Source organism: Clostridium sp. AF34-13 (assembly GCF_003477845.1).
In the GTDB taxonomy this organism is placed as follows: Bacteria; Bacillota; Clostridia; order Lachnospirales; family Lachnospiraceae; genus Butyribacter; species Butyribacter intestini.
Window position 1 is genome coordinate 155,637 of the sequence record NZ_QUEB01000006.1, and the last position, 26,569, is coordinate 182,205.

Annotated in this window: 33 protein-coding genes; 28 read left to right on the plus strand and 5 right to left on the minus strand. The window is 40.0% G+C overall.

Annotated elements, in window-relative coordinates:
- Positions 1-440: 440 nt before the first annotated feature.
- The 9 genes from DWZ63_RS06935 to DWZ63_RS06980 all read left to right on the plus strand — a co-directional run bounded on the left by DWZ63_RS06935 (position 441) and on the right by DWZ63_RS06980 (position 8,158).
- The gene (locus DWZ63_RS06935; protein ID WP_055941447.1) at positions 441-2,393 is read left to right on the plus strand and encodes an N-6 DNA methylase; all 1,953 of its coding nucleotides are present in this window, start codon (positions 441-443) and stop codon (positions 2,391-2,393) included.
- Positions 2,383-3,783: a restriction endonuclease subunit S gene (locus tag DWZ63_RS06940; protein ID WP_055941450.1), complete on the plus strand. Its 1,401-nt coding sequence runs from the start codon at positions 2,383-2,385 to the stop codon at positions 3,781-3,783. The genes DWZ63_RS06935 and DWZ63_RS06940 overlap by 11 nt, the downstream gene beginning before the upstream one ends.
- 462 nt (positions 3,784-4,245) lie before the next feature.
- Positions 4,246-4,896 carry a GIY-YIG nuclease family protein gene (locus DWZ63_RS06950; protein WP_055941453.1) on the plus strand — a complete coding sequence of 217 codons (651 nt, stop codon included), beginning with the start codon at positions 4,246-4,248 and terminating at the stop codon, positions 4,894-4,896.
- A 23-nt stretch (positions 4,897-4,919) separates the two neighbouring features.
- The gene (locus tag DWZ63_RS06955) at positions 4,920-5,903 is read left to right on the plus strand and encodes a hypothetical protein (protein ID WP_055941455.1); all 984 of its coding nucleotides are present in this window, start codon (positions 4,920-4,922) and stop codon (positions 5,901-5,903) included.
- A complete protein-coding gene (locus DWZ63_RS06960; protein WP_055941457.1) occupies positions 5,872-6,909 on the plus strand; it encodes a hypothetical protein in 1,038 nt (345 codons plus the stop codon). Before DWZ63_RS06955 ends, DWZ63_RS06960 begins: the two co-directional genes overlap by 32 nt.
- Before the next feature lie 98 nt (positions 6,910-7,007).
- Positions 7,008-7,208, plus strand: a complete 201-nt coding sequence (locus tag DWZ63_RS06965) for a hypothetical protein (RefSeq protein WP_055941459.1) — start codon at positions 7,008-7,010, stop codon at positions 7,206-7,208.
- Between the two features lies 1 nt (position 7,209).
- Positions 7,210-7,458 carry a hypothetical protein gene (locus tag DWZ63_RS06970; RefSeq protein WP_055941461.1) on the plus strand — a complete coding sequence of 83 codons (249 nt, stop codon included), beginning with the start codon at positions 7,210-7,212 and terminating at the stop codon, positions 7,456-7,458.
- A gap of 121 nt (positions 7,459-7,579) precedes the next feature.
- The gene (locus tag DWZ63_RS06975) at positions 7,580-7,840 is read left to right on the plus strand and encodes a hypothetical protein (protein ID WP_147353207.1); all 261 of its coding nucleotides are present in this window, start codon (positions 7,580-7,582) and stop codon (positions 7,838-7,840) included.
- Between the two features lie 66 nt (positions 7,841-7,906).
- Positions 7,907-8,158 carry a hypothetical protein gene (locus tag DWZ63_RS06980; RefSeq protein WP_055941464.1) on the plus strand — a complete coding sequence of 84 codons (252 nt, stop codon included), beginning with the start codon at positions 7,907-7,909 and terminating at the stop codon, positions 8,156-8,158.
- Between the two features lie 62 nt (positions 8,159-8,220).
- Here DWZ63_RS06980 and DWZ63_RS06985 read toward each other — a convergent pair whose 3' ends face one another.
- The 5 genes from DWZ63_RS06985 to DWZ63_RS15660 all read right to left on the minus strand — a co-directional run bounded on the left by DWZ63_RS06985 (position 8,221) and on the right by DWZ63_RS15660 (position 10,530).
- Positions 8,221-8,478 (minus strand): hypothetical protein, encoded by a 258-nt coding sequence (locus DWZ63_RS06985; protein WP_055941466.1) that lies wholly within the window; start codon positions 8,476-8,478, stop codon positions 8,221-8,223.
- Positions 8,479-8,488: 10 nt separating this feature from the next.
- On the minus strand, positions 8,489-9,274 hold the full coding sequence (locus DWZ63_RS06990) for a hypothetical protein (RefSeq protein ID WP_055941467.1): 786 nt from the start codon (positions 9,272-9,274) through the stop codon (positions 8,489-8,491).
- A gap of 196 nt (positions 9,275-9,470) precedes the next feature.
- Complete coding sequence (locus tag DWZ63_RS06995) at positions 9,471-9,989, minus strand: ImmA/IrrE family metallo-endopeptidase (protein ID WP_055941470.1); 519 nt, start codon at positions 9,987-9,989, stop codon at positions 9,471-9,473.
- 57 nt (positions 9,990-10,046) lie between these two features.
- A complete protein-coding gene (locus DWZ63_RS07000) occupies positions 10,047-10,382 on the minus strand; it encodes a helix-turn-helix transcriptional regulator (RefSeq protein ID WP_055941472.1) in 336 nt (111 codons plus the stop codon).
- On the minus strand, positions 10,369-10,530 hold the full coding sequence (locus DWZ63_RS15660; protein WP_156335785.1) for a hypothetical protein: 162 nt from the start codon (positions 10,528-10,530) through the stop codon (positions 10,369-10,371). Before DWZ63_RS15660 ends, DWZ63_RS07000 begins: the two co-directional genes overlap by 14 nt.
- 374 nt (positions 10,531-10,904) lie before the next feature.
- Between DWZ63_RS15660 and DWZ63_RS07005 the strand changes: the two genes are divergently transcribed.
- From DWZ63_RS07005 to DWZ63_RS07095, 19 genes are all read left to right on the plus strand, one after another.
- Positions 10,905-11,165, plus strand: coding sequence for a helix-turn-helix transcriptional regulator (locus DWZ63_RS07005; protein ID WP_055941474.1), 261 nt, complete (start codon positions 10,905-10,907; stop codon positions 11,163-11,165).
- 116 nt (positions 11,166-11,281) lie between these two features.
- Positions 11,282-11,821 (plus strand): DUF4406 domain-containing protein, encoded by a 540-nt coding sequence (locus DWZ63_RS07010; protein WP_055941477.1) that lies wholly within the window; start codon positions 11,282-11,284, stop codon positions 11,819-11,821.
- A 14-nt stretch (positions 11,822-11,835) separates the two neighbouring features.
- On the plus strand, positions 11,836-12,198 hold the full coding sequence (locus DWZ63_RS07015; protein WP_055941479.1) for a hypothetical protein: 363 nt from the start codon (positions 11,836-11,838) through the stop codon (positions 12,196-12,198).
- An 11-nt stretch (positions 12,199-12,209) separates the two neighbouring features.
- Positions 12,210-12,557: a type II toxin-antitoxin system PemK/MazF family toxin gene (locus tag DWZ63_RS07020; RefSeq protein WP_118499250.1), complete on the plus strand. Its 348-nt coding sequence runs from the start codon at positions 12,210-12,212 to the stop codon at positions 12,555-12,557.
- Positions 12,557-13,693, plus strand: a complete 1,137-nt coding sequence (locus DWZ63_RS07025; RefSeq protein WP_055941483.1) for a DUF2800 domain-containing protein — start codon at positions 12,557-12,559, stop codon at positions 13,691-13,693. Before DWZ63_RS07020 ends, DWZ63_RS07025 begins: the two co-directional genes overlap by 1 nt.
- A gap of 4 nt (positions 13,694-13,697) precedes the next feature.
- Positions 13,698-14,249: a DUF2815 family protein gene (locus DWZ63_RS07030; RefSeq protein ID WP_055941486.1), complete on the plus strand. Its 552-nt coding sequence runs from the start codon at positions 13,698-13,700 to the stop codon at positions 14,247-14,249.
- 97 nt (positions 14,250-14,346) lie between these two features.
- The gene (locus tag DWZ63_RS07035) at positions 14,347-16,284 is read left to right on the plus strand and encodes a DNA polymerase (RefSeq protein ID WP_055941489.1); all 1,938 of its coding nucleotides are present in this window, start codon (positions 14,347-14,349) and stop codon (positions 16,282-16,284) included.
- 12 nt (positions 16,285-16,296) lie between these two features.
- On the plus strand, positions 16,297-16,476 hold the full coding sequence (locus DWZ63_RS07040; protein ID WP_055941490.1) for a hypothetical protein: 180 nt from the start codon (positions 16,297-16,299) through the stop codon (positions 16,474-16,476).
- On the plus strand, positions 16,454-18,856 hold the full coding sequence (locus DWZ63_RS07045) for a virulence-associated E family protein (RefSeq protein ID WP_055941492.1): 2,403 nt from the start codon (positions 16,454-16,456) through the stop codon (positions 18,854-18,856). Before DWZ63_RS07040 ends, DWZ63_RS07045 begins: the two co-directional genes overlap by 23 nt.
- A gap of 233 nt (positions 18,857-19,089) precedes the next feature.
- Positions 19,090-19,374: a VRR-NUC domain-containing protein gene (locus DWZ63_RS07050; protein ID WP_055941494.1), complete on the plus strand. Its 285-nt coding sequence runs from the start codon at positions 19,090-19,092 to the stop codon at positions 19,372-19,374.
- Positions 19,352-20,701 carry a DEAD/DEAH box helicase gene (locus tag DWZ63_RS07055; protein ID WP_118499252.1) on the plus strand — a complete coding sequence of 450 codons (1,350 nt, stop codon included), beginning with the start codon at positions 19,352-19,354 and terminating at the stop codon, positions 20,699-20,701. Before DWZ63_RS07050 ends, DWZ63_RS07055 begins: the two co-directional genes overlap by 23 nt.
- A 7-nt stretch (positions 20,702-20,708) precedes the next feature.
- Positions 20,709-21,200: a hypothetical protein gene (locus DWZ63_RS07060; protein WP_055941498.1), complete on the plus strand. Its 492-nt coding sequence runs from the start codon at positions 20,709-20,711 to the stop codon at positions 21,198-21,200.
- Between the two features lie 180 nt (positions 21,201-21,380).
- On the plus strand, positions 21,381-21,878 hold the full coding sequence (locus DWZ63_RS07065; protein ID WP_055941500.1) for a hypothetical protein: 498 nt from the start codon (positions 21,381-21,383) through the stop codon (positions 21,876-21,878).
- A gap of 253 nt (positions 21,879-22,131) precedes the next feature.
- A complete protein-coding gene (locus tag DWZ63_RS07070) occupies positions 22,132-22,458 on the plus strand; it encodes an HNH endonuclease signature motif containing protein (RefSeq protein ID WP_330592993.1) in 327 nt (108 codons plus the stop codon).
- Positions 22,459-22,713: 255 nt separating this feature from the next.
- Positions 22,714-23,238, plus strand: a complete 525-nt coding sequence (locus DWZ63_RS07075) for a DUF5320 domain-containing protein (RefSeq protein WP_055941502.1) — start codon at positions 22,714-22,716, stop codon at positions 23,236-23,238.
- Positions 23,239-23,318: 80 nt separating this feature from the next.
- Entirely contained in the window at positions 23,319-24,575 is a 1,257-nt protein-coding gene (locus DWZ63_RS07080; protein WP_055942970.1) for a site-specific DNA-methyltransferase, read from the plus strand.
- 61 nt (positions 24,576-24,636) lie between these two features.
- Entirely contained in the window at positions 24,637-25,434 is a 798-nt protein-coding gene (locus DWZ63_RS07085; RefSeq protein ID WP_055941504.1) for a hypothetical protein, read from the plus strand.
- Complete coding sequence (locus DWZ63_RS07090; protein WP_055941506.1) at positions 25,421-26,278, plus strand: amidoligase family protein; 858 nt, start codon at positions 25,421-25,423, stop codon at positions 26,276-26,278. The genes DWZ63_RS07085 and DWZ63_RS07090 overlap by 14 nt, the downstream gene beginning before the upstream one ends.
- Positions 26,275-26,511: a DUF4314 domain-containing protein gene (locus DWZ63_RS07095; RefSeq protein WP_243020512.1), complete on the plus strand. Its 237-nt coding sequence runs from the start codon at positions 26,275-26,277 to the stop codon at positions 26,509-26,511. Before DWZ63_RS07090 ends, DWZ63_RS07095 begins: the two co-directional genes overlap by 4 nt.
- Positions 26,512-26,569 lie beyond the last annotated feature (58 nt).

Sequence of the window (26,569 nt, forward strand, 5' to 3'; positions counted from 1 at the left end):
TGCACCTGTGTTTTTAGCAGGAAAAAATGTATATAGAATTTAGTAATTGCAGAGGGGTGCAAAAATTTGTTGAGACCGAAGTTGTGCGCCGGAATAGTATCGGTAGAGATTTGGTGTCCGCGAATAGTTGCACCCAGTATATTAGATAAGACGTTTTTTAATTAGGTGTTGAAGTTATAGAAAGAAGCAACTAGAAATGCCGTATTTATGCGGCTTAGATGGCTATATATACATTTCGAGATTGAAAAAATCTCGATTTTTTTATGCCAAAAAGTAACGCGCATATGTGTGTTACGGATAGTAGTTTTGACTAATGCGCGAAAAACATACATGTAAATAAAGGGAAAATAAGGATAAATAAAAAATGACGGACTCAGTGGTTGACAAAAAGGTTGTCCGGATATATATTATATGTAGGACATGCAAAAGGAGGAAATATTATGGCTGCAATAAAAGAAGGCTATTTATATGATCCAGTTGCAAAGAAATTACGTAAAGCAACGGATGAAGAATATGTTAGACAGGAAATTTTAGTTGGGTTAACAGCAGAGTATGGATATTTATTTGTGGATATGGAAACAGAGTATCAAATAAATGTGGGAAGATCTAAAAAAAGGGTTGATATTGCTATATTTCAAGAGGGAAAAGAACATTTGCAAGAAAATGTAATGTTAATTGTTGAATGTAAAGCTGCAAAAATAGGTGAAAATGATAAAAAAGAAGGCGTTGGACAGTTAATGTCATATGTTGCCTCATGTCCGGCCTGCGTTTATGGTTTATGGACTAATGGTCCAGGAGGACTGCGTCAGGTACTTAGACGTGATATGAAGACTGCAGAAGTAGAAGAAACGGTTCTGGATATACCTAAAAAAGGCCAAGATATATCAGGGGATAAAGGTCCGAGATTAGAGGATTTGGTTAAGGCTACTTCAGAAAGTTTAAAATGGAGATTTAAGAAGTGTCATGATATTATTTCTACATCTGGCGATGATAAAATGACAGCATTTTGGGAGTTTTTAAAGATAATTGAAACTAAGATTGCAGACGAAAGAGAAGATAAAGAGTATTCTGATTTTTATGCATCTTATGAGGAAATGAGAACACAAGATGGAATCAATAAAGTTTATAATAGAATTAACAATTTGTATAGAAGGTTAATTGTAGATCAGTTAGATCAGAATCTTGGATTTTTAGGAGATACCATCAATGTAAAACCGAATTCATTGGTAAGGATTGTATGTGAGCTTCAGAACTATTCATTGCTTGAAACAAGCGCTCAAGTGAAAGGTGCTGCTTATGAGGAAATTGTTGGAGCTAATTTACGAGGCGATAAAGGAGAATTTTTCACTCCGCGACAAGTAATAGATGCAGCAGTTGAGATGCTGGATATTACGCCGGATGACATATGTACAGATTTAGCTTGTGGTTCTGGTGGATTTGTTGTTTCAATGCTGGTCGCAGGAAAGAAAGCAGTGGAGAGAAAATATGAAAAGCGAAAAGGCGATCATACAAACACAGTTATAGTTGAAAAAGATAAGTTTGCAAGAAACAATATAATAGCAAATGACATAAATAGGAATTTGGCAAATGCATGTTCAATGAACTTAATAATGAATGGAGTTGAAGATTCAAAAGTTTTCAATCAGGATATTCTTGAGCCGCCACAGAACTGGACATGTGACAATGTTGAGAAACTTCGGCAACTATATGGACTTAAAGAAGAACATGTTGCGGGACATCGATTTTTTACAGGCAATATAACTAAAATAGGTGCAAATCCCCCATTTGGCAATAATATTGTTCGTACAGAAAAATTTGTATTGGATCAATATGAACTGGCTGAGGGAAAAACATCACAGATTGTGGAGATTTTATTCCTGGAAAGAATAGTTCAATTGCTTGTTCCAGGTAAAGGAAAAGCAGCAATAGTTGTCCCACAGTCCATTTTAAATAATCCTGGGTTGGAATATGTTAGAAAATGGATTTTTGCGCATACAAAAGTAATGGCTGTTATAGAATTACCGGTAGAGACTTTTCTTATTAGTGGTAGAGAAGGAACGGGAACACTTACTGCAATTTTGCTTCTTGAAAGACGAAAACTAGATGATACAGCGAAGATCCTAGATGGAGTTAAACAGATAGAGGAGTATCCGATATTTATGGCTGATGTAAAGAAAGTTGGTTATGATCGACGCGGCAATAGTATCTATGTTAAAGACAATGAAGGAAAAGAGATTACGGAAGAAGTTAGAATCGATAATGAAGTGCTTCATAACAAAGTAATTGATACGGATTTACCAGAAGTTATTAGGCAGTATAAAGAATTTTCAGATAAACTTGCAACCGGAAAAGTATATTATGATGCAGAGGAGGCGGTATATCGTGTCTTATAGTACTGTAGAGCCTGTAATTGTATCAAGTATAGATGCTGTATCACGAAAATACAGGCTTGATCCAAGTCAGTATAATGCAGACGTTGAAAAAATAATTCGACATTGTGCAAAAAATAACATTACTTTAAAATCATTAAAAGATTTGGGATGGATAAGAGAAACATATTTGCCGAATAGATTTTCACGTTCATATACAGGGAGCAATGTACTTGGAACTATAATGGTTGGAACATCTTCGATGCTAGATATGAAATTACCTCGTGATATGAGAATTTTTTTGAACGAAATGAAAAATGCAGATGATTTATATATAGAAGACAATGATATTCTTATTTCACGTTCTGGAACTGTAGGAACAAGTACACTGTGTGGTGCTTCTTATAGAGGTTGCGTAGCTAGTGATGATTGCATAAGATTGAGGTGTGACATTGAACATGTAGGGTTTGTAGCAGCATACATGAAAACTAAAATAGGTCTGACACTGCTTGCAAAAGATTCACATGGGAAAGTAATAAAACATCTAAAAACAGAGGATGTTGAGAATTTGAAAATTCCGCAATTTGATAAAGCAACTATAAGAAAAGTCAATGATAAAATGCTTAGTGCAAAAGATGCGTTTGATTTGGCAAGGCATTCATATGAACAAGTTGAGGTTATGCTTGAAAAATATCTTGGGAAACTTGTGCCACCACAGTTTTTAAATTGTAGTGTGGTTCCATTTGGATCATTAAAGTTAACAAGATTGGATCCGCATATGTATGATCCATATTCTAATTTTGTGACACATGAAATTATAAGAAGCAATGACTTTAAAAAACTTGGAGAGATAGCTGATGTTATTTCTGTTGCTAGGTTTAAGAGACACTATTTAGAAGAAGAAAATGAAAATAGCATAGGTCTTTATTCATCTTCGGATATAGTTCGAGCAAGATTAACACCAAGTAAATACATTTCACGTGTACTTAATAAAAAAAATATAAAAGATTGCGCCGTTCAGGAAGGGGATATATTAATTCCATGTTCTGGTGCATACGGAGGAATTTTAGGTAAAGGAATAATGGCTGGAAAGAATTTGTCGGGGAAACCTATTTCGCAGCATGTTTTAAGGATAGTAAAAAAAGATGACAGCGAAATTAAATTTGATTTTGTGGCAGCTTATTTATGCAGTTTTACATTTGGGTATCCATTAATTACTGCAACAAGATTTGGTAAAGATATTCCTGAATTAGATCCTAGCGCGATTAGGGAGATTCCGATACCTTATATTGAGAATAAAATGCAGCAAGAGATAGGACAGGCTTATCGAAAAGCTATAGAACTTCAAGAGCGTGGAAACGCTCTTGAGGCGGAAGCAGAACAAATTATTTATGATAGCTATTACAAAAATTAGATAAATATTAAACGCTGCACTCCATATTGGTCGGTGTGGAGTACAGCGTCTGTTAATAGGTATGGAAAATTGCATATTTTATTTGCGATGTATTCATAAGGTGTAACATGTGAATCAAGATCATTTATTCGTATAGAGCAGCAAACCGAAGATGATGAAGGTTCGGTAGTTGTTTGATACGACGTGAATGGTAAAATTTTGGTGTTTGTGGGCAGGGTGGATATTTTTTTATTACCCACATATAAAATAGTTTTGTTGGATACAGTAAATTGTTGCACATATTTTGCAGTGTAAAGTTTGAGTTGAATAAATGTTTTTGCAAAATTTACATATGAGTAATTCTGTGGAATTTCATAATATATATTCATGTTAAATCCTCCTTGTAGTGATGCATATTACCGTAGATTTTTATGATAGTCAACATATATAATTAGGATAGGCCTTTGAAAAGGAGATGAGTGAATGTCAAAAGGTGTAATTTACATATTAACCAATCCGTCTTTTCCGGAGTATGTGAAGATAGGATATGCAAGGGATTTGGAAAAACGAATGAATCAATTGAATAGAAGTGAAACTATTCCATTTGCATTTCGTGCATATGCGGTATATGAGGTAGAATCAAACCTTACAGACCTTGTGTTGCATGACTTAATTGATAAGTTGAATCCGGATCTGCGATCGATAGAAAACTTTGATGGAAAAGAGCGTAAGAGAGAGTTTTATGCAATATCGCCGGAAGATGCTTACAGTTTATTGGAGTGTATTGCGAAGATAAGTGGAACGGAAGATCGACTGAAGAAGATGGCCCCGGAGGGACATGAGATTCTTGATGAAGAAACCGCAATGGAAGTCTCAAAAGAGGCTAAAAGAGGCCGATTTAAATTCGGTAAGTATGGTATTCCGGTTGGAGCAGTGATTAAATATATTAATGATCCATCTATTGAAGCAACGGTAGTTGATGATGGCCATATCTCATATAAAGGAGTAACTACTTCTACATCGGCATTAGCAAAGGAATTATTAGAAAGTGAATATCCGGTTCAAGGTACGGCATATTTCACTTATGAAGGCGAAAAATTGACAGACCGACGCGATAGAATGGAAAGAGGGTGAAAAGGAAAGAGGTGAAGAAGTAAGTGTTTTCTGACGAATACAAGAAGATGATCGAGAATATGAATCGAATTTCTCAGAGTGTGCCAGTAAAATTGCAAAACATGTTTCAAGAAAATTTGCAGTTAAGGTCTATCCTAAGTCAGGACATTAGTACAGAACTGTCAAATAGATTAACAGAGATTAAAAGTCAAATGAAAGACTTTTCTAGAGTATCAGAACAACTTTCCGAGGTGATTCCTTCATTTCAGCTTTCGGAAGAAGTTCGGGAATTTATCCAAGAAGCTAAGGAAAGTGAAAGTTTATCTGAGGAAGAATTCGAAAAAAGATATGGTGAAGAATTCGAAGTATGCAAGGTTTTGGGCAGTAATGGCTGGGTTGTTTCTGGACATAGCAATCCAAGATATATAAAGAATTGGTATAGAGCACTTATTGAAGGAGAACCGGATAAAATTATATGTTTTTTTGAAGAAGATGATGGTCGTGTTATAAAAAATATCACTGCTACTTTGGAACAAAAATATGATGATCCGGTAAATAAAAATTATTATTCTCGAGGAATGAAAGCATTTCAAGATAACGACTACATGACCTCTGCAATGTATTTGGTTGGTTTATTAGAAGCAAGAGTAAATGCATTGGTTCAGTTCCCGCCAAGAGCAAAATATAGAGAGAAATATTCTGATAAAGGTTTTGGTGGTATAAAACAGGATCAATTTGCAGAAACCGATACGTTTTTTACTAAGAGATATTATTTTTTGGATGTATATCCTTCATTAATAGCTTTTTTGAACAGGTTATTTGTAGATGGAGAATATACATTTGAGAAGGGTGTGGAACCGCCATACATAAACAGAAATTGGTTATTGCATGGAAAATGTTGCAGAGAAATAGATCGGTTTGAATGTATACAGTTATTAAATGCTCTTGAAACAATAGAAAATGTTTTAGGAAATAAAAAGAAAGAGGGTGACCTTAGTGACAAACAATATGGAGAGAATGAGGTTTGAGATTGCTAGGGCCATTATAACATGCTTTCCGAAGGATTATATCGAAATGGCTTTTGTTGGTGGCGTGTCAGAAAAAGAATTTGTTGATGAAATTGTAGTTGAGTTTATAAAATACGCCTTCGATAATTCTCAGGAAAAGCATTCCCTTAGATATTATGTACCATATGGAGTAGACGAAAATACCGATGAGAGAATGATTTATACCAGGTTGCTTAAATACTGTCAGAAGTATCGTGATCAGGAGTATGACGAATTTAAAAGAAAGGGCGTCGATATCGAGGAACTTAAAGCGAAAAGTATGCAGACAATGGATGAAAAAAAGGAAGGCTATTCAATTACTCCTATGCAATATTTCGAGATGACGAATATTCACGATATGACCGCATTGAAGGCATTTGTTGAAAATAGACTTTCGGATGTCAAGAAAGTGTCGAATACGTCTTTTAAAGAAATGCTGGAAGATTATGATCGAAATGTTGAAGAATGGAAAGAAAAAAGACTTGAAAGTGATTATAATATGGTGTTTTACTCATTAGCCTTTTTTACTATTGATTGGAAATATGGTTTTGAATTTGCATACATGTTAGCTAAGAAAATGGAGCAATTAAAAGTAAAAGAGATAGATAAGAATTTTTTCTCCATTCTGTGTGCGAGAATGACAATACAGTCTTTTCTGGGATGTGAAGTTGGAATTGATAGCAGAATGATTAAGCCGCGACAAAAAATGATCGATATACTTGTGCCGGAGGATCTGAAATGGTCAAACGATTTCGAAGTTGATCAGAGGTGTTATGCAGAATTGCTTGTGATTATGGCCCAGCTCAATAATGGTATCAAATTAGCAAATGGCAATACGCTACGTGAGCAATTTTCTAAGGAGACTACGATGGAAGATTGGGCGTCCTTTTTTAAAGATTATGATATGTTTGGAGCATGGCATAAAAAGGAATTATCGAATAATAGAATTAGGAATATGAGAAAAGTTTTAAACCAGATACATAAATAGCAGAATTCCGGATTTTCGTTCCTAGGAAATTTAAATCATTATATGATAACCTATAATCACAGCAGGGCCCACTGAAAAAGAAAGGATCAGGTGATTATATGGAAGAAAATATAATGGTAAAAGAGGAAATGCCTGTGCAGGCATCAGGTTTTATAGAACAAGCAGCGCGTGATATTTATGCGCAGCATCCACATGAAGTAAAGGCCATACTTTTTGGAGCCGCCTCATTGATTTTAGGATTTGGAGCATATAAAGAATATGAATTAATTCCTAAGTTAGCTATCAGAGAGGAGGTTTAGTATGAGAACTAAGTTAATATACTCAAATCAAGAAAATCATCCAGGATATGGAGCTGGAGAGGGAGATACGGAGAGATACGAGTATCTATGCCCTTGTGGAAAGGGAAGAGTCATAGAGGAACACGATAATATTCCTGGCTTTAGAGATCACGATGTGTGGTTACAGTGTCCGGAATGCTCAAAAAAATACAGACTTGATACATCCGGAGGAGTACGAGGTTGGAAACTGGTCGAGCTTGAAAATGAATAAAATCAAATTGACAACAGAACAACTGTTCGATATAATAACTCTAGGTTCGCTACCTGGAGTTATTTTATTTTGTTAAACAGGCCGATCAATATTAATCCCGGTATTGGAGGTGTGAATGACAATGGAACTGGAAGAATGTATTAAGGATGGATTCGATGATTCCTTAAGAGATTATATTCGCTCTGAAGAATATGTCTCAGCAAAGCAGCAGGAAGGAAGATGCTTGGTTTACTTAGAAAGTTTACTTAATGACAGCCAGAAAAATGCACTTCATGCATTCCTGGATACCACAACAAATACGAACAGCATGCTTATTTCGGAAGCATATATGCATGGAGTTGTGGAGGGTATAGCCTTAAGAAAAAAAGTAGTATCAGAATAAGTTGTAGAAGAAGCCGGCTTTGATTCCCTTTTGATCTGGTTTTTCTTTGTAGATTTGGAGGCATTTATGGCAGCATTTAAAGCAGACGATAAAGCCTATATTGTGGAAAGTAACAGAATAGTACGGGAGTGCACAGTCAAACGCGTGACCGGAAAATTGATTATTATTAGATTTGAAAATGGTGGTGGAATACAGGTTAGTGAAAATCGGTTATTTGATACCAAAGAATCAGCGGCGGCAAGTATCCAAAGCGTAAAATCAATGCCGCAAAAGATTAAGAGGAATGGCTTTCATTCACCATATGATTATTGGCATTAATAAAAAGGCCCGACTGGTAATTGCTTACTAGCCGGGTTCTTGTTTTGATGATAAGTAATAGCTTATCTTTCATAAGATTCTGATTTGCCATATGTGAGCCCTCTTTTGAAAGCCTGCATAGCGAAGTCGTCATTGATGGCTTGCATTTCTGAAAAGAGCTGATCAAAAATGGGCTGTTTGGCTGGGAGAAGAGTGCTTCTAAAGTCATAATATATTTTGTTGACTTCTTGAATTCGTTTATTGTATTCCGGGGATTCCACGTAGTCTCCCATAATATCTTCTATGGAATCCTGCAGATGATTTACGTCAATATCGTTCACGATAAACCTCCTAACATGGTGCAAAGTTAATGTTGTTACTAAAAGATAAAGCATAGTTTGCATCATCTGAAGATCCACGTTCGCGAGAAAGTCGTAGATATGTTTTCCTGATCTTATATGAATAAGTACAGAATTTTGATATTTTATCTGGCGGTCCAGTGCTGCTTCTTGAGACTACTGGATCATAGGTAATTGCAGCAGGTAGAAGTTTTGTCTCAGTAAAGTAAGAAACGAAATTCTCTAGAAACTGTTTAAAACGCTCTGCTATAGCATGAATAAATTCACGCATGTTTTCATATAATTCCTGCATACGAGATGCAATAGAATCATTAATAGCTTGTACTAACCCGCCAACTCCAGCAAATAATTCAACCATATTAGTTGCTGCATGAGCGATTGGAGAAACACTACTTTCAATAACAGCATTACTTACTTCTAAGGAATCCTCCAGCAATTTTGAAGGAAGACTGTCTGAGATAATCTCAGCGGCTTCAGATGCAGCTTGCAATGCGGGAGAATCATAAATAGTAGTACATGCTTCGACAGCGGAAGTGGTAGATTCAACAATTGAATTATCCAGCATGGAAGATGCCATATTGCAGGCAGTCATTGCACCTTCTAAAGCTCCTGTAGGAATAGAAGCAGCAACTGAACTAACAGTAGCAAGTGCGGCTGACATTCCGGCAACATTTACAGACTGGCTAATTCTATTGCTGACAGCTAAAGTTTCTTCCAATCCATCTATATGAGGAATAGTAATATTCGGAATAATCACATCGTACATATCCTGGCTCAAAATTTCACCACCTTTCTCAAATGTATTTTTCTATAATAATATTATACACAACTATATATAGTGTTTCAAGTACAATAAATGACTGATTATACACAATATGTAGTAAGATATCCACAAAGTTGTTCACAGCATATAAGGTGAGGAAAAGGACACAGTGCAAACTTATGTAAAAAAGTATGGCACCGGTCCTTTTAGTTTATGCTGCTTGGAACAATTCAATCATTTGTAACTCGAATGGTTCGTATTCGATTAGTCCATATTGCATCCATTTCTGATAGTATGAGTAAAGGTACATGGAAGCCTCGCCGGATACATCAAAAATTATTGCGACATCCCAAGGAGATTCACATTTTGCAATATTGACAAGTGGTGGAGGAGCAATGCTATATTTTGCAAAAAAATTAGCTTCAGCTTCTTTTTCTTCATAAGAAAGATCACCATTCTCGAAATGTCCAAGATATATGTGTCCTATCTCATGAAAAATCGTCCATCGTTGTCTTTGATTACTGTTAAAGTCATTATAGAAGATAAACCAGCGATACATTCCAGTATCGGGCATCTGTCTTAATACAGAAAAGCCATCGGAGCTATACTCCATAGCAAGTCTGAGCTGATGATCTGTTAGAGAAGAATACGGAACAAGTGTGTAGTATAATTTCCGGGCAATCTCATAACAGTCAATGGGATAAGATACAACCTCGCATTCTTCATACATGAAAAGAACCTCATGCTTTATCTGGTCGTATCTATTGGCGGGTAAAAACAAAAATAATCATCCTTCCTGGTCATCTGACTCAAAAAGTGCATTTACCAACTCTGTTTTCTGTTTTCTTGTCATATACTGCGCGTTACGAGCGATTAGCCGATGAATCTGGTAGTATTCGCTATCGAAATCACTTTTTTCTTCTGTTCCTAATAAGTAATCAGAAGTGGTGTGTAGCGCATTTGCGATATTAGCAATGACCGGTCCTTTAGGGGTTCGATCTCCGCTGATATATCGTGACATGGAAACTTCAGTGACACCAACTTTGTCAGCAAGCTCTCTCTGTGTCAATCCGCTTTTTTTCAATAAATCAGCAATCCTACCTCCTAAGTTATTTTCGTTCATTGTATTTACCTCTTTCTAAATATGGATTTGCATATGCTTTGCATGGCTCTTTCAGCTCTGCGTCTTTTGCATTTTGCAGTGTATGGCTTACTTTCTTTTTTATGGGGATTTTCTGCTTACTTTCTATCGCATATGGTGTGGCCATCATACCAAGCGATCCTTTCTATTATATACAGCCCCGATGATTTTAATTCAGCACCAACTGGTTGTTGCATTAATGACTGGCTCTATCTAGTCCTGCACTACAGCAATCACGCAAATACTCTTGCATTCTCTTTTGTAGTTTTTATCATTGTTCTTTTTCGTTTGTTAATGAGGATTGCTTCTTCATTTACCGAAAGTATAACAGAACTTACCAAATGTGTCAATAGAAAAAATAATTGGAAAGTGTGAAAATGCCGAAAAAGCCTGTAAATAAAGGAAAAACCAGAATGAAAGTAAAAACAAATGGTAAATTCGGTGTTGACAACTTACCGTTTGTTTAATATAATCTATGTAAACTTACCGAAAGGAGGAAGCGAGATGAATGTTCGAATGCTTAAAGCAAAGCGCGTGGAGCGCAACCTTCGTCAGAAGGATCTGGCAAATGCTCTTGGAATCACAGAGAAAGCAATGTGCCATAAAGAATGTAGCGAAGAGAACAAGTTCAAAGCGACAGAGATGTTAACTCTGGTTGATGAGCTAAACTTATCGTTCTCGGAGTTTGATGCTATTTTTTTTAATCACGAACTTACCAAACGTTTAAGAAGAACAGCTCAAAAGCAAACAACTGGAAAGCAATAGTGAAAGAAAAAGGAATGGAATCAACCACCTGCCCTGGAAAGCTAACGGAAGATACACATTCCCAAATCAACTGAGAACAGTATACCATAGCTGTTCTGGAAAGGAAAGAAAATTTTATGGATAAGATTTTTATTTGTTCTCCATATAGAGGAGACGTCAAAAAGAACATCGAAAACGTAAAACGTTATTGCAACTATTTCTCATATGAAGGAATTCCGATTGCACCTCACTTATATTTCACACAGTTTCTGGATGAAAAATATGACAGATATAAAGGAATGCGTTGGGGGAAAGCACTTCTGGCTGAATGTAAAGAAATGTATGTTTTTGCTGATGAAGTAACCGAAGGCATGATTGAGGAAATCCAAGAAGCGCGTAAGCTGCATATTCCAATTAAGTTTTATAACTCTGATATGGAAGAAATCAACTACGATGCGCTGATTATTAATGATCGCATCGGCGTGGGATATAAGCAGATTATTGAAGAAACCATAAATCCGGATGGAGGAAAACATATCTGCCCATATGCAGGAAAGTGTAGCAAGAGCTGTGCGAAGGAGCCTGAGAAAAAGGAATCGGACAAACCTGTAGTAACTGAGAATGATGAAAATGATTGGAGAGCCAGACTCTTAGCTCATTTCAACAGAGGACATTAAGGAGGTAGCGACATATGACACCGATTGAAGCAATTAATAATGTAGCAAAAGCATATCAGGATTTAGCAGTTGTGCTTCTTGCAGTAGCAGATAAGACAGTAGGAGTTCCAGCAGGACAGGCTATGAAGGTAGATTCGGAAGAAGCTCCTGGAAGTAAGGAAAATAAGACAGAGGAAAAGCAGGCTGCAAAGGATACGAAGTCAGTAAAAAAAAGTATCACGATTGAGCAGGTACGTGCAGTTATGGCGGAAAAGAGCCAGGCCGGACTTACTTTTAAAGTGAAGGAACTGTTGGAAAAGTACGGAGCGAATAAGCTCTCTGCAGTTAACCCTGATGATTATGCAGATTTGATGGAAGAAGCTGCGCAGCTTAAATAGGAGGTATTGACATGAGTGATTTTAATAGAGGCGACATTGTGTTTGTAGAGAATCCGATGCAGACACCACATGGACATGTAGTAGCTGGTAACCATCCGGCGGTAGTGATTCAGAATGATGCTGGAAATGAGCATTCCAATAACCTGATTATTGCCTATATCACATCTCAGCTTAAGAGACTGGAGCTTCCAACACAGTGGTATGGCGGACTTAAGAAGGTGTCTGTAGTTCAGACAGAACAGCTTGCCACTATCGACAAAGGTGATGTGATTTCAGTTATCGATCATCTTACGGATGCAGATATGGCAAGAGTTGACAGAGCCATTATCGCATCTCTTGGACTGGAGGTGAGCGCCTAATGCCACCAGAGGTACATTCGATCCTCGGTGCATCGGCTGCGGACAGATGGATGAATTGTACTCCATCTGCCCAGCTTACAGCCGGTATGGAGGATGAGACAACAACCTTTGCTGCTGAGGGTACAGCGGCACACGCTCTCTGTGAATGGAAAGTTCGTAAGGCATTAAAGATGAGAGCTGGAAGAAGACCAACCAGTGATTACTGGACAGATGAGATGGAGGAGTTCACTGATGATTATCGTGACTTCATCATGGATTTGGTCGGACAGGCAAAGCAGCAGTGTAAGGATCCGGTGACACTGATTGAGCAGCATTTAGATTTCTCTTGCTATGTGCCAGACGGTTTTGGTACAGGAGATTTCCTTTTGGTAGCGGATAAGGAATTGAATGTTGTGGATTTCAAGTATGGAAGGGGCGTGGCTGTGTACGCAGACCACAATCCACAAATGATGCTTTATGCGCTTGGTGCGTTGAATTTGTTTGATTGCTTGTATGACATTGAGCAGGTAACAATGACGATTTTCCAGCCAAGATTATCAAGTATCAGTACTTGGACCATTACTGCAGCAGAGCTTTATCAGTGGGCCGAGGAAGTATTAAAGCCGAAGGCAGAGCTTGCAGCCAAGGGAGAAGGAGAGTTTGTATCCGGATCCTGGTGCAGATTCTGTAAGGCGAGAAATACGTGTCGTGCAAGAGCTGAGAGTTTCTTGGAACTTGCCAAGATGGAGTTCCAGCCGCCAGCACTTTTATCTGATGAGGAAGTCGCAGAGGTGATGGAAAAAGCAGACGAGCTTAGTAAATGGGCCAATGATGTGATGGCGTATGCGCAGGCGGAAGCTATCGAGAATGGTAAACATTGGAATGGTTATAAGCTGGTGGAAGGCCGGTCAGTGAGAAAATTCTCGGACGAAGCCAAGGTGGAAGCGGCAGCAAAAGAGGCAGGTTATACAGATATTTATAACAAGTCACTGATTACGCTTACAGCCTTTGAAAAACTTATGGGTAAGAAAACCTTTGCTGATGTTTTGGGACAGTATGTTACAAAGCCAGCAGGTAAATTAACGCTCGTTCCGGTGAGCGATAAAAGACCGGAAGTATCAGTAAACACAGTAAATGATGAATTTCAGGAGGATTAGAATTATGGCTAAGATTATGAACGGTAACAGAGTGGTAACTAACGAGGTAAGACTTTCTTATGCAAATGTGTGGAAGCCAAAGAGTATCAATGGATCAGATGAGAAGTATAGTGTTTCTCTTATTATTCCAAAGAGCGACACAGAAACCATTTCTCTTATCAACAAGGCTATTGACCAGGCAATCACAGATGGCATTTCAAAGTTTGGTGGTAAGAAGCCAAACAAGGGAGCTTTAAAGCTGCCGCTCAGAGATGGGGACGTTGAGAAAGACGATGAGGCCTATGCTGATTCCTACTTTATCAACTGCAATTCCAAAACAGCACCTCAGATTGTTGGTCTGGATAGAATGCCGATCACAGATGAGACAGAAGTCTACAGCGGCTGCTATGCGAAGGTATCTGTTAATTTCTATGCGTTTAATACAAATGGAAATAAAGGTATCGCTTGTGGACTTGGTAACATTCAGAAGGTCAGAGATGGTGAGAGCTTAGGCGGTGGAAGAGTAACTGCAGCAGATGACTTTGGTGCCGCTGATGATGACGAGTTTTTAAATTAACAGCTTCTAATATAAGAAGCAAAGGAAGCCTGGAAGGTATATAGCCTTCCAGGTGATTCCAATCAACCACTTACGAATTAAGAAAGGTGATAGAAAAATGAAGAGATTAAATATTGATATTGAAACATACAGCGAAGCAGATCTTTTAAAGTCGGGTGTCTATAAATACGTAGATCAATCATCCGGCTTTGAAGTTCTGCTTTTTGGTTATGCAGTAGATGGTGGAGAAGTGAAGGTGATTGACCTTGCAAGAGGGGAAAAATTACCGGAGGAGATTATAAAGGCACTTAAGAGTCCGGATGTTTTGAAGTATGCATTTAATGCACAGTTTGAACGTGTGTGCCTTGGTGCATATTTGGGAGAATATCTGGAGCCGGAGAGCTGGCGCTGTACGATGGTTGCTTCCTTATATTTAGGTTTGCCGGGTTCCTTAGCACAAGTAGGTGCAGTGCTTGGAGTGGAAAAACAGAAGCTGGAGTCAGGAAAGGACCTTATTAAATATTTCTCAGTGCCATGTAAAGCAACGAAAAGTAATGGTGGGAGAACAAGAAATCTTCCACAGCATGACCTGGAAAAATGGCAGCAGTTTGTAAGTTATAACAAGCGAGATGTGGAAACAGAGATGGAGATACTTGATCGAGTTAGTTTATTCCCTGTTCCGGAGTTTTTGTGGAAGCAATATGCGGAGGATCAGCGTATTAACGATTTAGGAATCGAGCTTGATATGGAGCTTGTGTCACAGGCCATCAAATGTAATGAAGAATCCAGGGATAAATATTTAAAGAGAGCACAGCAGCTTACCGGTCTTGAAAATCCTAACTCACCAATACAGCTTAAAGAGTGGATTAACGCAAAAGGTGTTCAGATGGATAGTCTTGCCAAAGCAGAAGTGGCAGCGGTTATGGATCAGGTATCTGGTGATGTAAAAGAGGTGCTGGAGCTTAGACAGCTTTTGTCGAAGTCGTCAGTTAAGAAGTATGTTGCGATGCAGACTTGCCGCTGCAGTGATGGGAGAGCACATGGTTTATTGCAGTTTTATGGCGCGAACAGAACAGGTCGTTGGGCTGGACGACTTATTCAGGTGCAGAACCTTCCGCAAAATCACATTCCCGATTTGAAGGTCGCCAGAGATCTTGTAAAGTCTGGTTGCTTTGAGGCGGTAGAGCTTTTGTATGATTCGATTCCGGATACATTGTCACAACTTATACGAACAGCATTTGTACCAAGAAGTGGTTGCAAGTTTATGGTTGCGGACTTCAGCGCAATCGAAGCCAGAGTGATTGCATGGCTTGCTGGGGAGAGTTGGCGACAGGAAGTATTTAAGAATAATGGAGATATTTATTGTGCATCTGCATCCCAGATGTTTGGGGTTCCTGTTGAAAAGCATGGAGTAAATGCAGAACTTAGACAAAAAGGTAAGATTGCAGAGCTTGCACTGGGGTATGGCGGTGGCGAAGGCGCTATGAAGTCAATGGGTGCCATTGATATGGGACTTACAGAGGAGGAATTAAAACCTATCGTAGATTCTTGGCGTCAGTCCAATCCCAACATTGTAAAGCTGTGGTGGGACGTTCATAAGTGTGTAATCAAAGCAGTAAGGGATAGACAGCCGCAGGAATATAAGTGCTTGCGATTCACATTTGAAAAAGGCATCTTGTTTATTCATTTGCCGAGTGGTAGACGTCTGGCTTATGTGAAACCGAAGATTTATCGCAATGAATATGATAGAGACGAAATTTCTTATATGGGTGTGGATGCTTCAAAGAAATGGGGAGATATCAGCTCGTATGGACCAAAGTTCGTGGAAAACATTATTCAGGCGATGAGCAGAGATATCTTGGCAGAAGCCATGAGTAGACTGCTTGCTGCCGGATACAAGATTGTAATGCATGTACATGATGAAGCAGTAATAGAGGCACCGATTGATGCATCTTTAGAAGATGCTTGTCAGATTATGTCGAAAGCGCCGGAGTGGACGCCAGGACTGATACTTAACGCAGCAGGTTATGAGTGTGAATTTTATCAGAAGGATTAGGAGGATTTTACAATGAATGAGGCAATCAGAGAATTAAATGCAATTAAGGCGCGGATTCCGCAGCAGACCTATCGTACCATTATTGGCCAGATGAGAGCCGGAGATCTTGGTGGAGCTACAGTAGGAATCAACCGCTTAAAGAAAAAACTTGCAAAGGAGGATGCAGCAAATGAGAATCGCAGTCGGAAATAGTCGAATGGACAAGACGTGGAAGAATAAAGATATGAGCTGGGACGATTTTAAGCAGAAGTGTTCCCAGACGATTCGTACCACAGAAACAGTTGCAGAATATCGAAAGATGAGTAAGCCGGCACAGGACAATACAAAGGATGTCGGAGGCTTTGTTGGAGGCGCATTAAAGCAGGGAAAACGTAAGAATGGTTTTGTTGATGGGCGTTCTATGTTGACGCTTGACCTGGACCATGCGGTGCCAGAAGTGTGGGATGCAGTTACAATGCTGTTTGATTTTAAATGTCTTATGTATTCTACCCATAAACATACACCGGAGGCACCAAGAGTAAGACTGATTATTCCACTTTCCAGAGAAGTGTCTGCAGAAGAATATGCTCCGGTATCCAGAATGGTTGCAAAGGATATCGGGATGGAGATGGTGGATGATACCTGTCATGAGGCTGCAAGACTTATGTATTGGCCTTCCACTTCATCAGATGGAGTGTTCCTTTTTGAATCGCAGGATGGTCCAATGTTAAATCCGGATGATATCCTGGCTCGCTATAAGGATTGGCATGATACAAGCGAGTGGCCGATGAGTTCACGCCAGTCGGAGATTGTGAAGCGTACCATTGCAAAACAGGCGGATCCGTTAGAAAAGGAAGGAATGGTTGGAGCTTTTTGTAGAGCATATTCTATCGAGGAAGCCATTGATACGTTTATTCCGGATATTTATAAGCCGTCAGCTATGGCGGGAAGATATGATTATATACCGGCAGACAGTAGTGCAGGTGTTGTTATTTATGATGACAAGTTTGCGTATAGTCATCATGCGACGGATCCGGCCTGCGGTCAGCTTATGAATGCGTTTGATGTTATAAGGATTCATAAGTATGGTGCCCTGGATGACAAAGCAAAACCAGATACTTCTCCGTCTAAGATGCCTTCATTTAAAGCTATGGTTGATTTTGCAATTAAGGATGAGAAGGTGAAGCAGCAGCTTGCAAAGGAAAGAGAACTGCAGGCAGCAGATGATTTTGATGACGGTAACGATGTGAATTGGCAGACAAAGCTGGAGCTTGATAAGAATGGTGGAATCAGTGAATCGCTGACAAACTTTGTGACGATTCTTAGATATGATCAGCGTTTGCATGAGATTGCCTATAATGAACATTCTTGTGGTATTTCTATTCGGGATGCAGAGCTTCTGCCTTGGGAGCAGTTAAAGCCGGGTTGGTCAGATGCAGATCTTGCATCGCTTACAGCTTATCTTGATAGAGTGTATCACATCTTCAGTCCGTCTAAATTAAAGAACGCACTGCTTACGATTACAGCAGAGAGGTCCTTCCATCCGATTAAGGAATATCTGGAAGGATTACCAGCGTGGGATGGCAAGAAGCGCCTGGAGACGCTGCTTATCGACTACTTAGGTGCAGAGGATAGTTCTTACGTGCGTGCTGTTACCAGAAAAACATTAGTGGCCGCAGTAGCACGTGTATATGAGCCGGGCATTAAGTTTGACACCGTTTTAGTGCTTTCAGGACCGCAGGGAATTGGAAAGAGTATGTTCTTTGCAAAGCTCGGAGGTGTCTGGTTTTCTGATTCACTTACCATTTCAGATATGAGAGATAAGACCGGAGCTGAGAAGCTGCAGGGATTCTGGATTATGGAAATTGGCGAAATGAACGGTATTAAAAAGGTGGAGGTAGAGACGGTTAAGAGTTTCGCTTCCCGCCAGGATGATAAGTTTCGTGTGGCATACGGTACTGTGGTAGAGAGTCATCCACGCCAGTGTGTTATTTGTGGAACCTCTAATAGTCAGCACTTCCTTCGTGATGTTACAGGTAATAGACGTTTCTGGCCGGTGCAGGTAACTGAAGAATGTGAGAAGCATCCTTGGAATATGGATAAGATGCTTTTAGAGCAGATTTGGGCGGAAGCTCTGACCTTATATAATGCGGGTGAGGAGCTGATTCTGAAAGGAACGGACGCAGAAATGGCTGCGGAGAAACAGCAGGAAGCGCTGGAAAATGATGATAGAGAAGGACTTGTGCGTGAATATTTGGACAAGCTCTTACCGGCAGATTGGGCGAAGCTGTCACTTTCAGAAAAGCGTATGTATCTGGCTGGGGATGAGTTTACCACGCAGAATCGTGCGGGCGTAGCGCCAAGGGACAAGGTCTGCAATCTGGAGATATGGGCAGAGTGTTTTGGAAGAGAACCGGCAAATATCAGGAAGCAGGATAGTTATGAACTGAATGCAATTATGGCGAAGCTCGATGGCTGGAAGCGTTATGACGGGAATAAATCCGGAAAATTGTCCTTTAAGGATTATGGTTCACAGATTGCCTACGTAAGAACAGCAATAGCAGATGACGACGAGGAGTTGCCTTTTTGCTAAAAAATAAAGTATTGCCGTTAGGCAGTTTCGTTGCCAAGAAATGAGCAATAGAAATAGCAATGGGAGAAAACAAGTAAATATCAGGCTTTCTTCTATACTATTGCTTATATTGCTCATTGATATAAGAAATGGAAATGAATAATAAAAGGATACGCAATAGTACATGTATATACCCTATATACGCATATAGAGTTTTGGAGCCTTTGGAAATAGAAATCGGCAATGGAGGTTTTATGAGAGAAAAAGAAGTGGAGGCAGCTTTAGTTAAGGCTGCGAAGAAAAGAAATGGTCTGGCATTAAAGTTTGTAAGTCCTGGTCTTTCTGGTGTGCCGGACCGGTTGGTGTTAATGCCGAATGGAAAGATGGCTTTTATTGAGCTGAAGGCACCAGGCAAAAAGATGAGACTTTTACAGGAAAAGAGAAAAAGCCAATTGGAAGCATTAGGATTTTTAGTTTTCTGCATTGATAGAAAAGAGAAAGTTGAGGTGGTTTTAGATGCAATCATACAAGCCGCATGATTATCAAGAATATGCCACAGGGTTTATTATTTCACATCCGGCCTGCGGATTACTCTTATCAATGGGCCTTGGAAAGACAATAATTACACTTACAGCACTTTGGCAGCTTCTGCTTGATTATTTTGAAGTGGGACGAGTTCTTATCATAGCGCCGCTTCGAGTAGCAAAGGATACCTGGCCAAAGGAAATTGTAAAGTGGGACCACTTAAAGGGACTGACGTATTCTGTGGTTGTAGGCTCAGAAAAAGAAAGACGAGAAGCACTCTGTCGTCCGGCATTTGTGTATATCATCAACAGAGAAAATGTTACCTGGTTGATTGAAAATGGATATTTTCATTTTGACTGTGTTGTCATTGATGAGCTGAGTTCCTTCAAGAGTCATCAGAGTAAACGCTTTAAGTCATTACGTAAGGTCAGGCCAACGGTAAAAAGAGTGGTGGGACTTACCGGAACGCCGATGCCAAATGGACTGATTGATTTGTGGGCTCAGATAAACTTACTTGATATGGGCGAGAGGCTGGGAAGATTCATAGGTGGTTACCGGGATCGCTATTTTATGCCGGATAAAAGAAATCGGGATGTGATATTTTCCTACAAACCAAGAGAAGGAGCAGAGGCAGCTATTTATGACAAAATATCAGATATTTGTGTCAGCATGAAAGCAACGGATCATTTGAATATGCCAGAGCTTATTGTATCGAATGTGGAAGTAGAAATGAGTGAAAAAGAGCAGAAGTTATACGACAGCCTGCGAGAGGATTTGATTTTACCATTGGAAGATGGAGACATTGATGCACAATCTGCAGTTGGACTTTCCAATAAGTTACATCAGATGGCAAATGGTGCTGTTTATGATGAAAACGGTAAGGTCAGGTGGATTCATGATAGAAAACTGGATGCGCTGGAAGATTTAATCGAAGCTGCAAATGGGAATCCGGTCATGATTGCATATTGGTTTAAGCATGACTGGGATAGGCTGATAGAACGGTTTGGTGCAGTACCCATTGATAAATCAGAAGATATTACCAGATGGAATGAAGGAAAGATACCGGTTGCCATTATTCATCCAGCGAGTGCCGGACATGGACTGAACCTGCAGGAAGGTGGCTGCCATCTTATATGGTTTGGACTTACCTGGAGTCTGGAGCTTTACCAGCAGTGCAATGCAAGACTGTGGCGTCAAGGCCAGAAGGAGACTGTGACGGTACAGCATATCATCACCAAAGGAACCATTGATGAAGACGTTTTACTTGCTTTGGAAACTAAAGATGTGACACAGGAAGCGTTGCTTAATGCAGTAAAAGCAAGAATCTTACGAAAGGAGTAGAGGATTCATGAAAGGATACGTGGAAAAAATAATAAGTGAATATCCCCAGATGGTGAGAGAACGCGAGCACTTAAAGAAACAGATGGAAGCTCAGGAGTTCCTTTCAGCAGACGAGCTGATCAGTGCTATGAGTTTCTCTCATCCAGATGGGGAAAGGGTACAAAGTAGTGATTTGTCTGATAAAACAGCCAGGATTGCTCTTGGGTATCGGGAAAAGCTGGAGAGAATCAATGAAGAGCTGATTGTGCCAATGCAAAAAAGATATGCTGTTCTTGATAACGAGATATCCTTCTTAGAAGATACCATTTGTAATCTTCCAGAGGATTTAGCGTATGTTATGCAGGAGCTGGTGCTTAAAGGTCTTACTTGGGAGGAAGTTTCACAGGAGATGTTTATCAGTGTTACGAAACTTCAAAAACTAAGAAAAGCCGCAATAGACAATCTCATCCGAACATACCAGAAAAGAGAATCAGAACAGATTAGAATATTACTAAGCTAATTTTTGACCTGCTGCAAGTAAATTGTGGCGGGTTCTTTTTTGTTTGTCTCTGACATTTATCTGAAATTCGTCATGTGATTTTATAGTTGTAATTTTTTGGAGTGAACAAAAATTCTACAATGTTTATTTTTGAAATAAATGGTACAATAAATTATGATTAAATTTGCGAGGATAAAATAGATGGAAAAAGATAGTGATTATTTTGATATTATTATTAATGGGTTAGCTTTAAAATTTAAGTTGTTTACATATGACTATATTTTGAAAGAGCTAAAAGACTGCGAAGGGATAGAGTCAGTGTTTTCTCTAGAGCTTCCGGAAGAAAAGCCGTTTAGTGGTTTGAAGAAAATATACTTAGATTCGGACGGCAATGAAAAATATCACTTCTTTGCCTATATAAAATTCTTTGAGAGAGAAGATGGAAAACTCTTTGGAATTGTGGGAGGAAAAACAAATTATCCGAATCCGGATATATCGTTTGATTTAATAAGTAAAAAATCACAGAAACAAGATAATCGAATTTCTAGAATATTCTTGGATATGAATGCTAAATTTAGGTATAGCCGAAAAGTTTTGATAATTAATCATAAGCCGAAATTAGATAAAAATTCTGATAATCAGCAAGCGTTGTTTCTTGAAACTTATGTGCAGAGAACGTTTAATCTTTTAGATAGTTAGTGTTATTGCCGATATTGCTATTGCCGAAGGCAACTCTTGTGATAGCATTTTCAAAAAGTCGGTAATGTTTTTCAAAAATAGTTGTGATATTATTAAACTGCAAAGAATTGTAAAAGGCCTACTGGAGATGTTCCAGCGGGCTTTTTTCTTTGTTTTCTTTGGCGTGGGTGCGGGCTTTATCCTTTCACCGCACCTCGCGTTGGGAAGGAGTGATGGTATGCCTTATAGACCAAGCGTACCTTGCAAGCATCCTATGTGTTCTGAGTTAGTACCTTATGGTTGCGGACCATATTGTTACAAGCACAAAGCTGTCCACCAAAGCGACAGAGACAGCGCTAGCAAGCGTGGGTACAACAGGCATTGGCAGAAGGCTCGCGTTAGATACCTGCACAGTCACCCATTGTGTGTGGAGTGTAAGAAAGTGGGTAGACTAACCCAGGCCACTGTCGTTGATCATATTGTACCGCATCGTGGTGACCAGAAGCTGTTCTGGGATGAGAGTAATTGGCAGCCGCTTTGTAAACCTTGTCATGATAAGAAGACATGGAATGAGGATAACAATCCAACGTATAAATTCTAGTAGGTTAGGGAATTTATCTTTCTGTGAAGGTGAAAGAGTGACAGGGGAGGGGCGGTATAAATCTCTACGGGTTAAAAGCCTGAAGACCGATGCCCCCTCAAACGCGCATTTTCGCGAAATTGTAAAGGGGTAAGTGGAGTTGTACGCGGGGAATACACTGTAAAGGTTTAGTGTTTGCGGATAATATCGCTTATTTCCGGGGTAAACTGTGCGCCGGTATTTTATAAAATGGCCCTGGCCGGAAAGGAGAAACCTATGACAGCAGATGAAAAAGAGAAAGTTGTGGAACTGAGACTGAAAGGTCTTGGCTACCAGGCAATCGCAAATGAAATCGGAACTGTAACAAAAGAGAATGTCAGATACTACTGCAAGACACATGGCCTTGCGGGAAGCGCTGCTTTAGTTACGATGAATTATGATTTGCATCGTGAAATGCCAAACCACTGTAAGAACTGTGGTGCGACGCTGATCCGTAATGCCCATTCGGGAGTGAAGCTCTTTTGTAGCGAAAAATGCAGAAGGGCCTGGTGGAAAGTAAATCCGGATAAGGATGCGCAATCCAAAAAGCAGCGTTACGAGTGCAGATGCGCATACTGCCATAGGACATTTATCTCCTTCGGTAATCCAAACAGGAAATACTGCGGCAGGGATTGTTATGTCAAAGATCGCTTTTGGACGGATCCGGATGAGAAGCCGAGTGCCGCTGAGATAAAACGCAGGCAGCAGGAAGCGGAGAAGTCGGAAGATGAAGTGAAATTGATTCTAAAGCGAATTTCGTAATATGTGTTTTTGGAATGTGTGAGGTGTTCAGGAAATCCTGGATGCCTTTTTATTATGCAAAAAAAGTAAAGGAGACCAACATGGAATTTAAAAAATTGAAGATTGCTGACCTGGTGCCAGCTTCCTATAATCCCAGAAAGGCACTAAAGCCTGGGGATGCAGAGTACGAGAAAATCAAAAATAGTATTACTGAATTTGGATATGTGGAACCGGTTATTGTAAATACAGATATGACAATCATCGGTGGACACCAGAGAGTGACGGTTCTTTCAGACCTTGGTTATAAGGACATTGATTGTATTGTTATCGATATTGATAAGACCAAGGAAAAAGCACTGAACATTGCACTTAACAAAATCACCGGTGAATGGAACAAGGAACTGTTAACAGACCTGATTAAGGATTTGCAGTCAAGCGACTTTGATGTTGCATTTACAGGTTTTGATCCGCCGGAAATCGAGCAGCTTTTTAACAGCGTGCATGATAAGAACATCACAGAGGATGACTTCGATATGGAGGAGGAGCTTTCCAAACCCGCGATTGCTAAACTTGGTGATGTGTGGCTTCTTGGCAGACACAGAGTTTGTTGCGGAGATAGCACACTGCCTGAGACTTATGATGTTTTGATGAATGGCCAGAAAGCAAATATGGTTCTGACGGATCCACCATACAATGTCAATGTCGAGGAGACCGCCGGAAAAATCAAAAATGACAATATGGCTGATGAGGATTTTTATAATTTTCTCTTTGCAGCGTTTGTAAATATGGAACAGTCGATGGAGCAGGACGCTTCCATTTATGTTTTCCATGCTGACACTGAGGGACTGAACTTCCGTAAGGCATTTGTAGCAGCAGGCTTCTATCTTTCCGGATGTTGCATCTGGAAGAAGAACGCGCTGGTTCTTGGACGCAGCCCATACCAGTGGCAGCATGAGCCTTGTCTCTATGGTTGGAAGAAGGGTGGCAAGCATAACTGGTATTCAGACAGAAAGCAGACAACTATATGGGAATACGATAGACCAAAGGCCAGTAAGGATCATCCTACGATGAAGCCGGTAGCTCTTATGGCATATCCAATCCAGAATTCCAGCATGAGCAACTGCATTGTGCTTGATCCATTTTTAGGTTCAGGATCCACACTGATTGCTTCCGAGCAGACCAATCGTATCTGCTATGGCATTGAGCTGGATGAGAAATTTGTGGATGTGATTGTTCGCAGATATATTGAGCAGACCGGCTCCGAGGATGGTGTTTTCGTGGTTCGTGATGGAGTGAAAATTCCATATTCTGAAGTGCCTGGAAAGCCTGAAAAAACCTCAGATAATACACAGAATTAACTTGCTATTTTTTGCCGGTAGAGTGATATATGTACTACCAAAAGAAAAGGAGGAACACAGCATGGAAATTATGTGTTTAGTAGCAGACAGAAAAAAGCTGATTGCAGCAATTGAGGAGACAACAGGAGAAAAGATGAAGTACCAGGGACCACCAACCTTCGCATACAAGAATGAGGATTTGGCGGTTCTTCGAGACGGAACCCTGGTGGTGGAGAACATAGAAACAAGAATGGAGCTTCTTCTTACACTCACATCAAAGTGCCTGATCGACGGAGCTTGGGATGAGGACAGGGAGGTGCTTGAGATTTCGCTTCCGATGGAAGGCCACACAGGACTTAGCCTGATTAACCTGATTTCCATTTTTTACACGAAAGCGGAGCTGATCAACAAGGCCATCAACGCACCAAGAGCCTTTGAAGTGAACGAGCGCTTCATGGAAGTCATCATGGAGGAACCGCCACAGACAACCGAGGAATTCATAAGCCTTTGGGAAGAATGTGGAAGCGACAACATGACAAAGGGAATCAAGTTTGAAGCAGACAAGATTACCTTTACCGGATTTCCATTAACTGATGATAGTGACCTGGTTACCGCTTTTACCACCCTGGCAGGAAAAATCAACATACTTGCCTTGGAAAGCAAATACATCCGCGTGAAGAAAACACCGGTTGATAACGAAAAGTACACCTTCCGTATTTGGCTGGTACGTCTGGGCCTAGACGGTACAGAGTATAAGACAACCAGAAAGCTCTTACTTTCCCACCTAAGCGGCCACAGCGCTTTTAGAACGGAAGAACAGAAGGAAGCCCACAAGCAGAAGTACCTGACCAAGAAGGCAAATGCCGATGAAGAGGCTTAAGTTTGGAATAGAAATTGAATTCATAGGGATTACCAGAGAGGCGGCTGCGACCATAGTGGCCGACTTCTTTGGAACCGGATTTTTCTATGAAGGCGGTGAGCTTAAGGAAAGAGATATTGCAGATGAGAAGCACCGGATATGGCGGGTGGTCAGGGATGCCAGTATTGAAGCATTTGCTGAGGAAGAACAATGTGAGTTGGTGACACCGATTCTGCAGTATGAAGATTTGGAGTGCCTAAAGCAGTTGTTGCAAAATATGCAACAACTCGGAGCCAGAGTGAATCGCAGCTGCGGGCTTCATATTCATGTGGATGGGAAGAACTTCACTCCCCAGGCGATAGTAAACCTGGTGACCTTGATTGGTAGTAGAGAGCTGCTTTTATATAAGGCCCTTTCTATACCGAAGGATCGAATGAAATATTGCAAGCGCATCAATGATGATTTGGTGGATTTGATTTTGGAAAAGAAGCCGGAGAGTCTTGCAGAGCTTAAAAAGGTCTGGTATCTGGAATCACCTTATGAAACTTCCGAAGGAAAATATCATAGTACCAGATATCATGGACTTAATTTACATGCTCTGTTTTCGAATGGAACTGTGGAGTTTCGATTATTTAATTCCACTTTGGAGCCGGACCGGGTGCAGGCTTACCTGCAATTTACCCTGGCCCTTTGCAAGCAGGCAATGATACATAAAAAAGCGGTCATGAAAAAGACCAGAATAGAAAATGTGAAGTACGCATTCCGATGTTTCCTCATAAGGCTTGGTCTGAATGGGGACGAGTTCAAAACCTGTAGAAAGGTGATGCTTGAAAATTTGACCGGAGATAGCGCATGGAAAGGATGATTAGTATGTTTGGAATACCAGAGCACATTGTAGAAAGATTGAAGAAGGAATATCCGAAGGGAACCAGGGTGGAGCTTATTGAGATGAACGATCCGTTCCGCCACATTCCAGCAGGAAGTAAAGGAACCGTTACTGGAGTGGACGACATTGGCACCATTCATGTTTCCTGGGACTGCGGCAGCAGCTTGGGAGTTGCTTATGGCGAGGATTCTTGCAGAAAAATCATAGAATAATATGCACAATGTGCCGCCGGTATCTTTGGTACATTTATGGTAAGAATTAACTGGATAA

Coding starts and splice junctions, on each gene's coding strand:
- DWZ63_RS06935 (WP_055941447.1), top strand. CDS start 441: ATGGCTGCAATAAAAGAAGGCTATTTATATGATCCAGTTGCAAAGAAA.
- DWZ63_RS06950 (WP_055941453.1), top strand. CDS start 4,246: ATGTCAAAAGGTGTAATTTACATATTAACCAATCCGTCTTTTCCGGAG.
- DWZ63_RS06965 (WP_055941459.1), top strand. CDS start 7,008: ATGGAAGAAAATATAATGGTAAAAGAGGAAATGCCTGTGCAGGCATCA.
- DWZ63_RS06970 (WP_055941461.1), top strand. CDS start 7,210: ATGAGAACTAAGTTAATATACTCAAATCAAGAAAATCATCCAGGATAT.
- DWZ63_RS06975 (WP_147353207.1), top strand. CDS start 7,580: ATGGAACTGGAAGAATGTATTAAGGATGGATTCGATGATTCCTTAAGA.
- DWZ63_RS06980 (WP_055941464.1), top strand. CDS start 7,907: ATGGCAGCATTTAAAGCAGACGATAAAGCCTATATTGTGGAAAGTAAC.
- DWZ63_RS06995 (WP_055941470.1), bottom strand. CDS start 9,989: ATGTATGAAGAATGCGAGGTTGTATCTTATCCCATTGACTGTTATGAG.
- DWZ63_RS07000 (WP_055941472.1), bottom strand. CDS start 10,382: ATGAACGAAAATAACTTAGGAGGTAGGATTGCTGATTTATTGAAAAAA.
- DWZ63_RS15660 (WP_156335785.1), bottom strand. CDS start 10,530: ATGATGGCCACACCATATGCGATAGAAAGTAAGCAGAAAATCCCCATA.
- DWZ63_RS07005 (WP_055941474.1), top strand. CDS start 10,905: ATGAATGTTCGAATGCTTAAAGCAAAGCGCGTGGAGCGCAACCTTCGT.
- DWZ63_RS07010 (WP_055941477.1), top strand. CDS start 11,282: ATGGATAAGATTTTTATTTGTTCTCCATATAGAGGAGACGTCAAAAAG.
- DWZ63_RS07015 (WP_055941479.1), top strand. CDS start 11,836: ATGACACCGATTGAAGCAATTAATAATGTAGCAAAAGCATATCAGGAT.
- DWZ63_RS07020 (WP_118499250.1), top strand. CDS start 12,210: ATGAGTGATTTTAATAGAGGCGACATTGTGTTTGTAGAGAATCCGATG.
- DWZ63_RS07025 (WP_055941483.1), top strand. CDS start 12,557: ATGCCACCAGAGGTACATTCGATCCTCGGTGCATCGGCTGCGGACAGA.
- DWZ63_RS07030 (WP_055941486.1), top strand. CDS start 13,698: ATGGCTAAGATTATGAACGGTAACAGAGTGGTAACTAACGAGGTAAGA.
- DWZ63_RS07035 (WP_055941489.1), top strand. CDS start 14,347: ATGAAGAGATTAAATATTGATATTGAAACATACAGCGAAGCAGATCTT.
- DWZ63_RS07040 (WP_055941490.1), top strand. CDS start 16,297: ATGAATGAGGCAATCAGAGAATTAAATGCAATTAAGGCGCGGATTCCG.
- DWZ63_RS07045 (WP_055941492.1), top strand. CDS start 16,454: ATGAGAATCGCAGTCGGAAATAGTCGAATGGACAAGACGTGGAAGAAT.
- DWZ63_RS07050 (WP_055941494.1), top strand. CDS start 19,090: ATGAGAGAAAAAGAAGTGGAGGCAGCTTTAGTTAAGGCTGCGAAGAAA.
- DWZ63_RS07055 (WP_118499252.1), top strand. CDS start 19,352: ATGCAATCATACAAGCCGCATGATTATCAAGAATATGCCACAGGGTTT.
- DWZ63_RS07060 (WP_055941498.1), top strand. CDS start 20,709: ATGAAAGGATACGTGGAAAAAATAATAAGTGAATATCCCCAGATGGTG.
- DWZ63_RS07065 (WP_055941500.1), top strand. CDS start 21,381: ATGGAAAAAGATAGTGATTATTTTGATATTATTATTAATGGGTTAGCT.
- DWZ63_RS07070 (WP_330592993.1), top strand. CDS start 22,132: ATGTGTTCTGAGTTAGTACCTTATGGTTGCGGACCATATTGTTACAAG.
- DWZ63_RS07075 (WP_055941502.1), top strand. CDS start 22,714: ATGACAGCAGATGAAAAAGAGAAAGTTGTGGAACTGAGACTGAAAGGT.
- DWZ63_RS07080 (WP_055942970.1), top strand. CDS start 23,319: ATGGAATTTAAAAAATTGAAGATTGCTGACCTGGTGCCAGCTTCCTAT.
- DWZ63_RS07085 (WP_055941504.1), top strand. CDS start 24,637: ATGGAAATTATGTGTTTAGTAGCAGACAGAAAAAAGCTGATTGCAGCA.
- DWZ63_RS07090 (WP_055941506.1), top strand. CDS start 25,421: ATGAAGAGGCTTAAGTTTGGAATAGAAATTGAATTCATAGGGATTACC.
- DWZ63_RS07095 (WP_243020512.1), top strand. CDS start 26,275: ATGATTAGTATGTTTGGAATACCAGAGCACATTGTAGAAAGATTGAAG.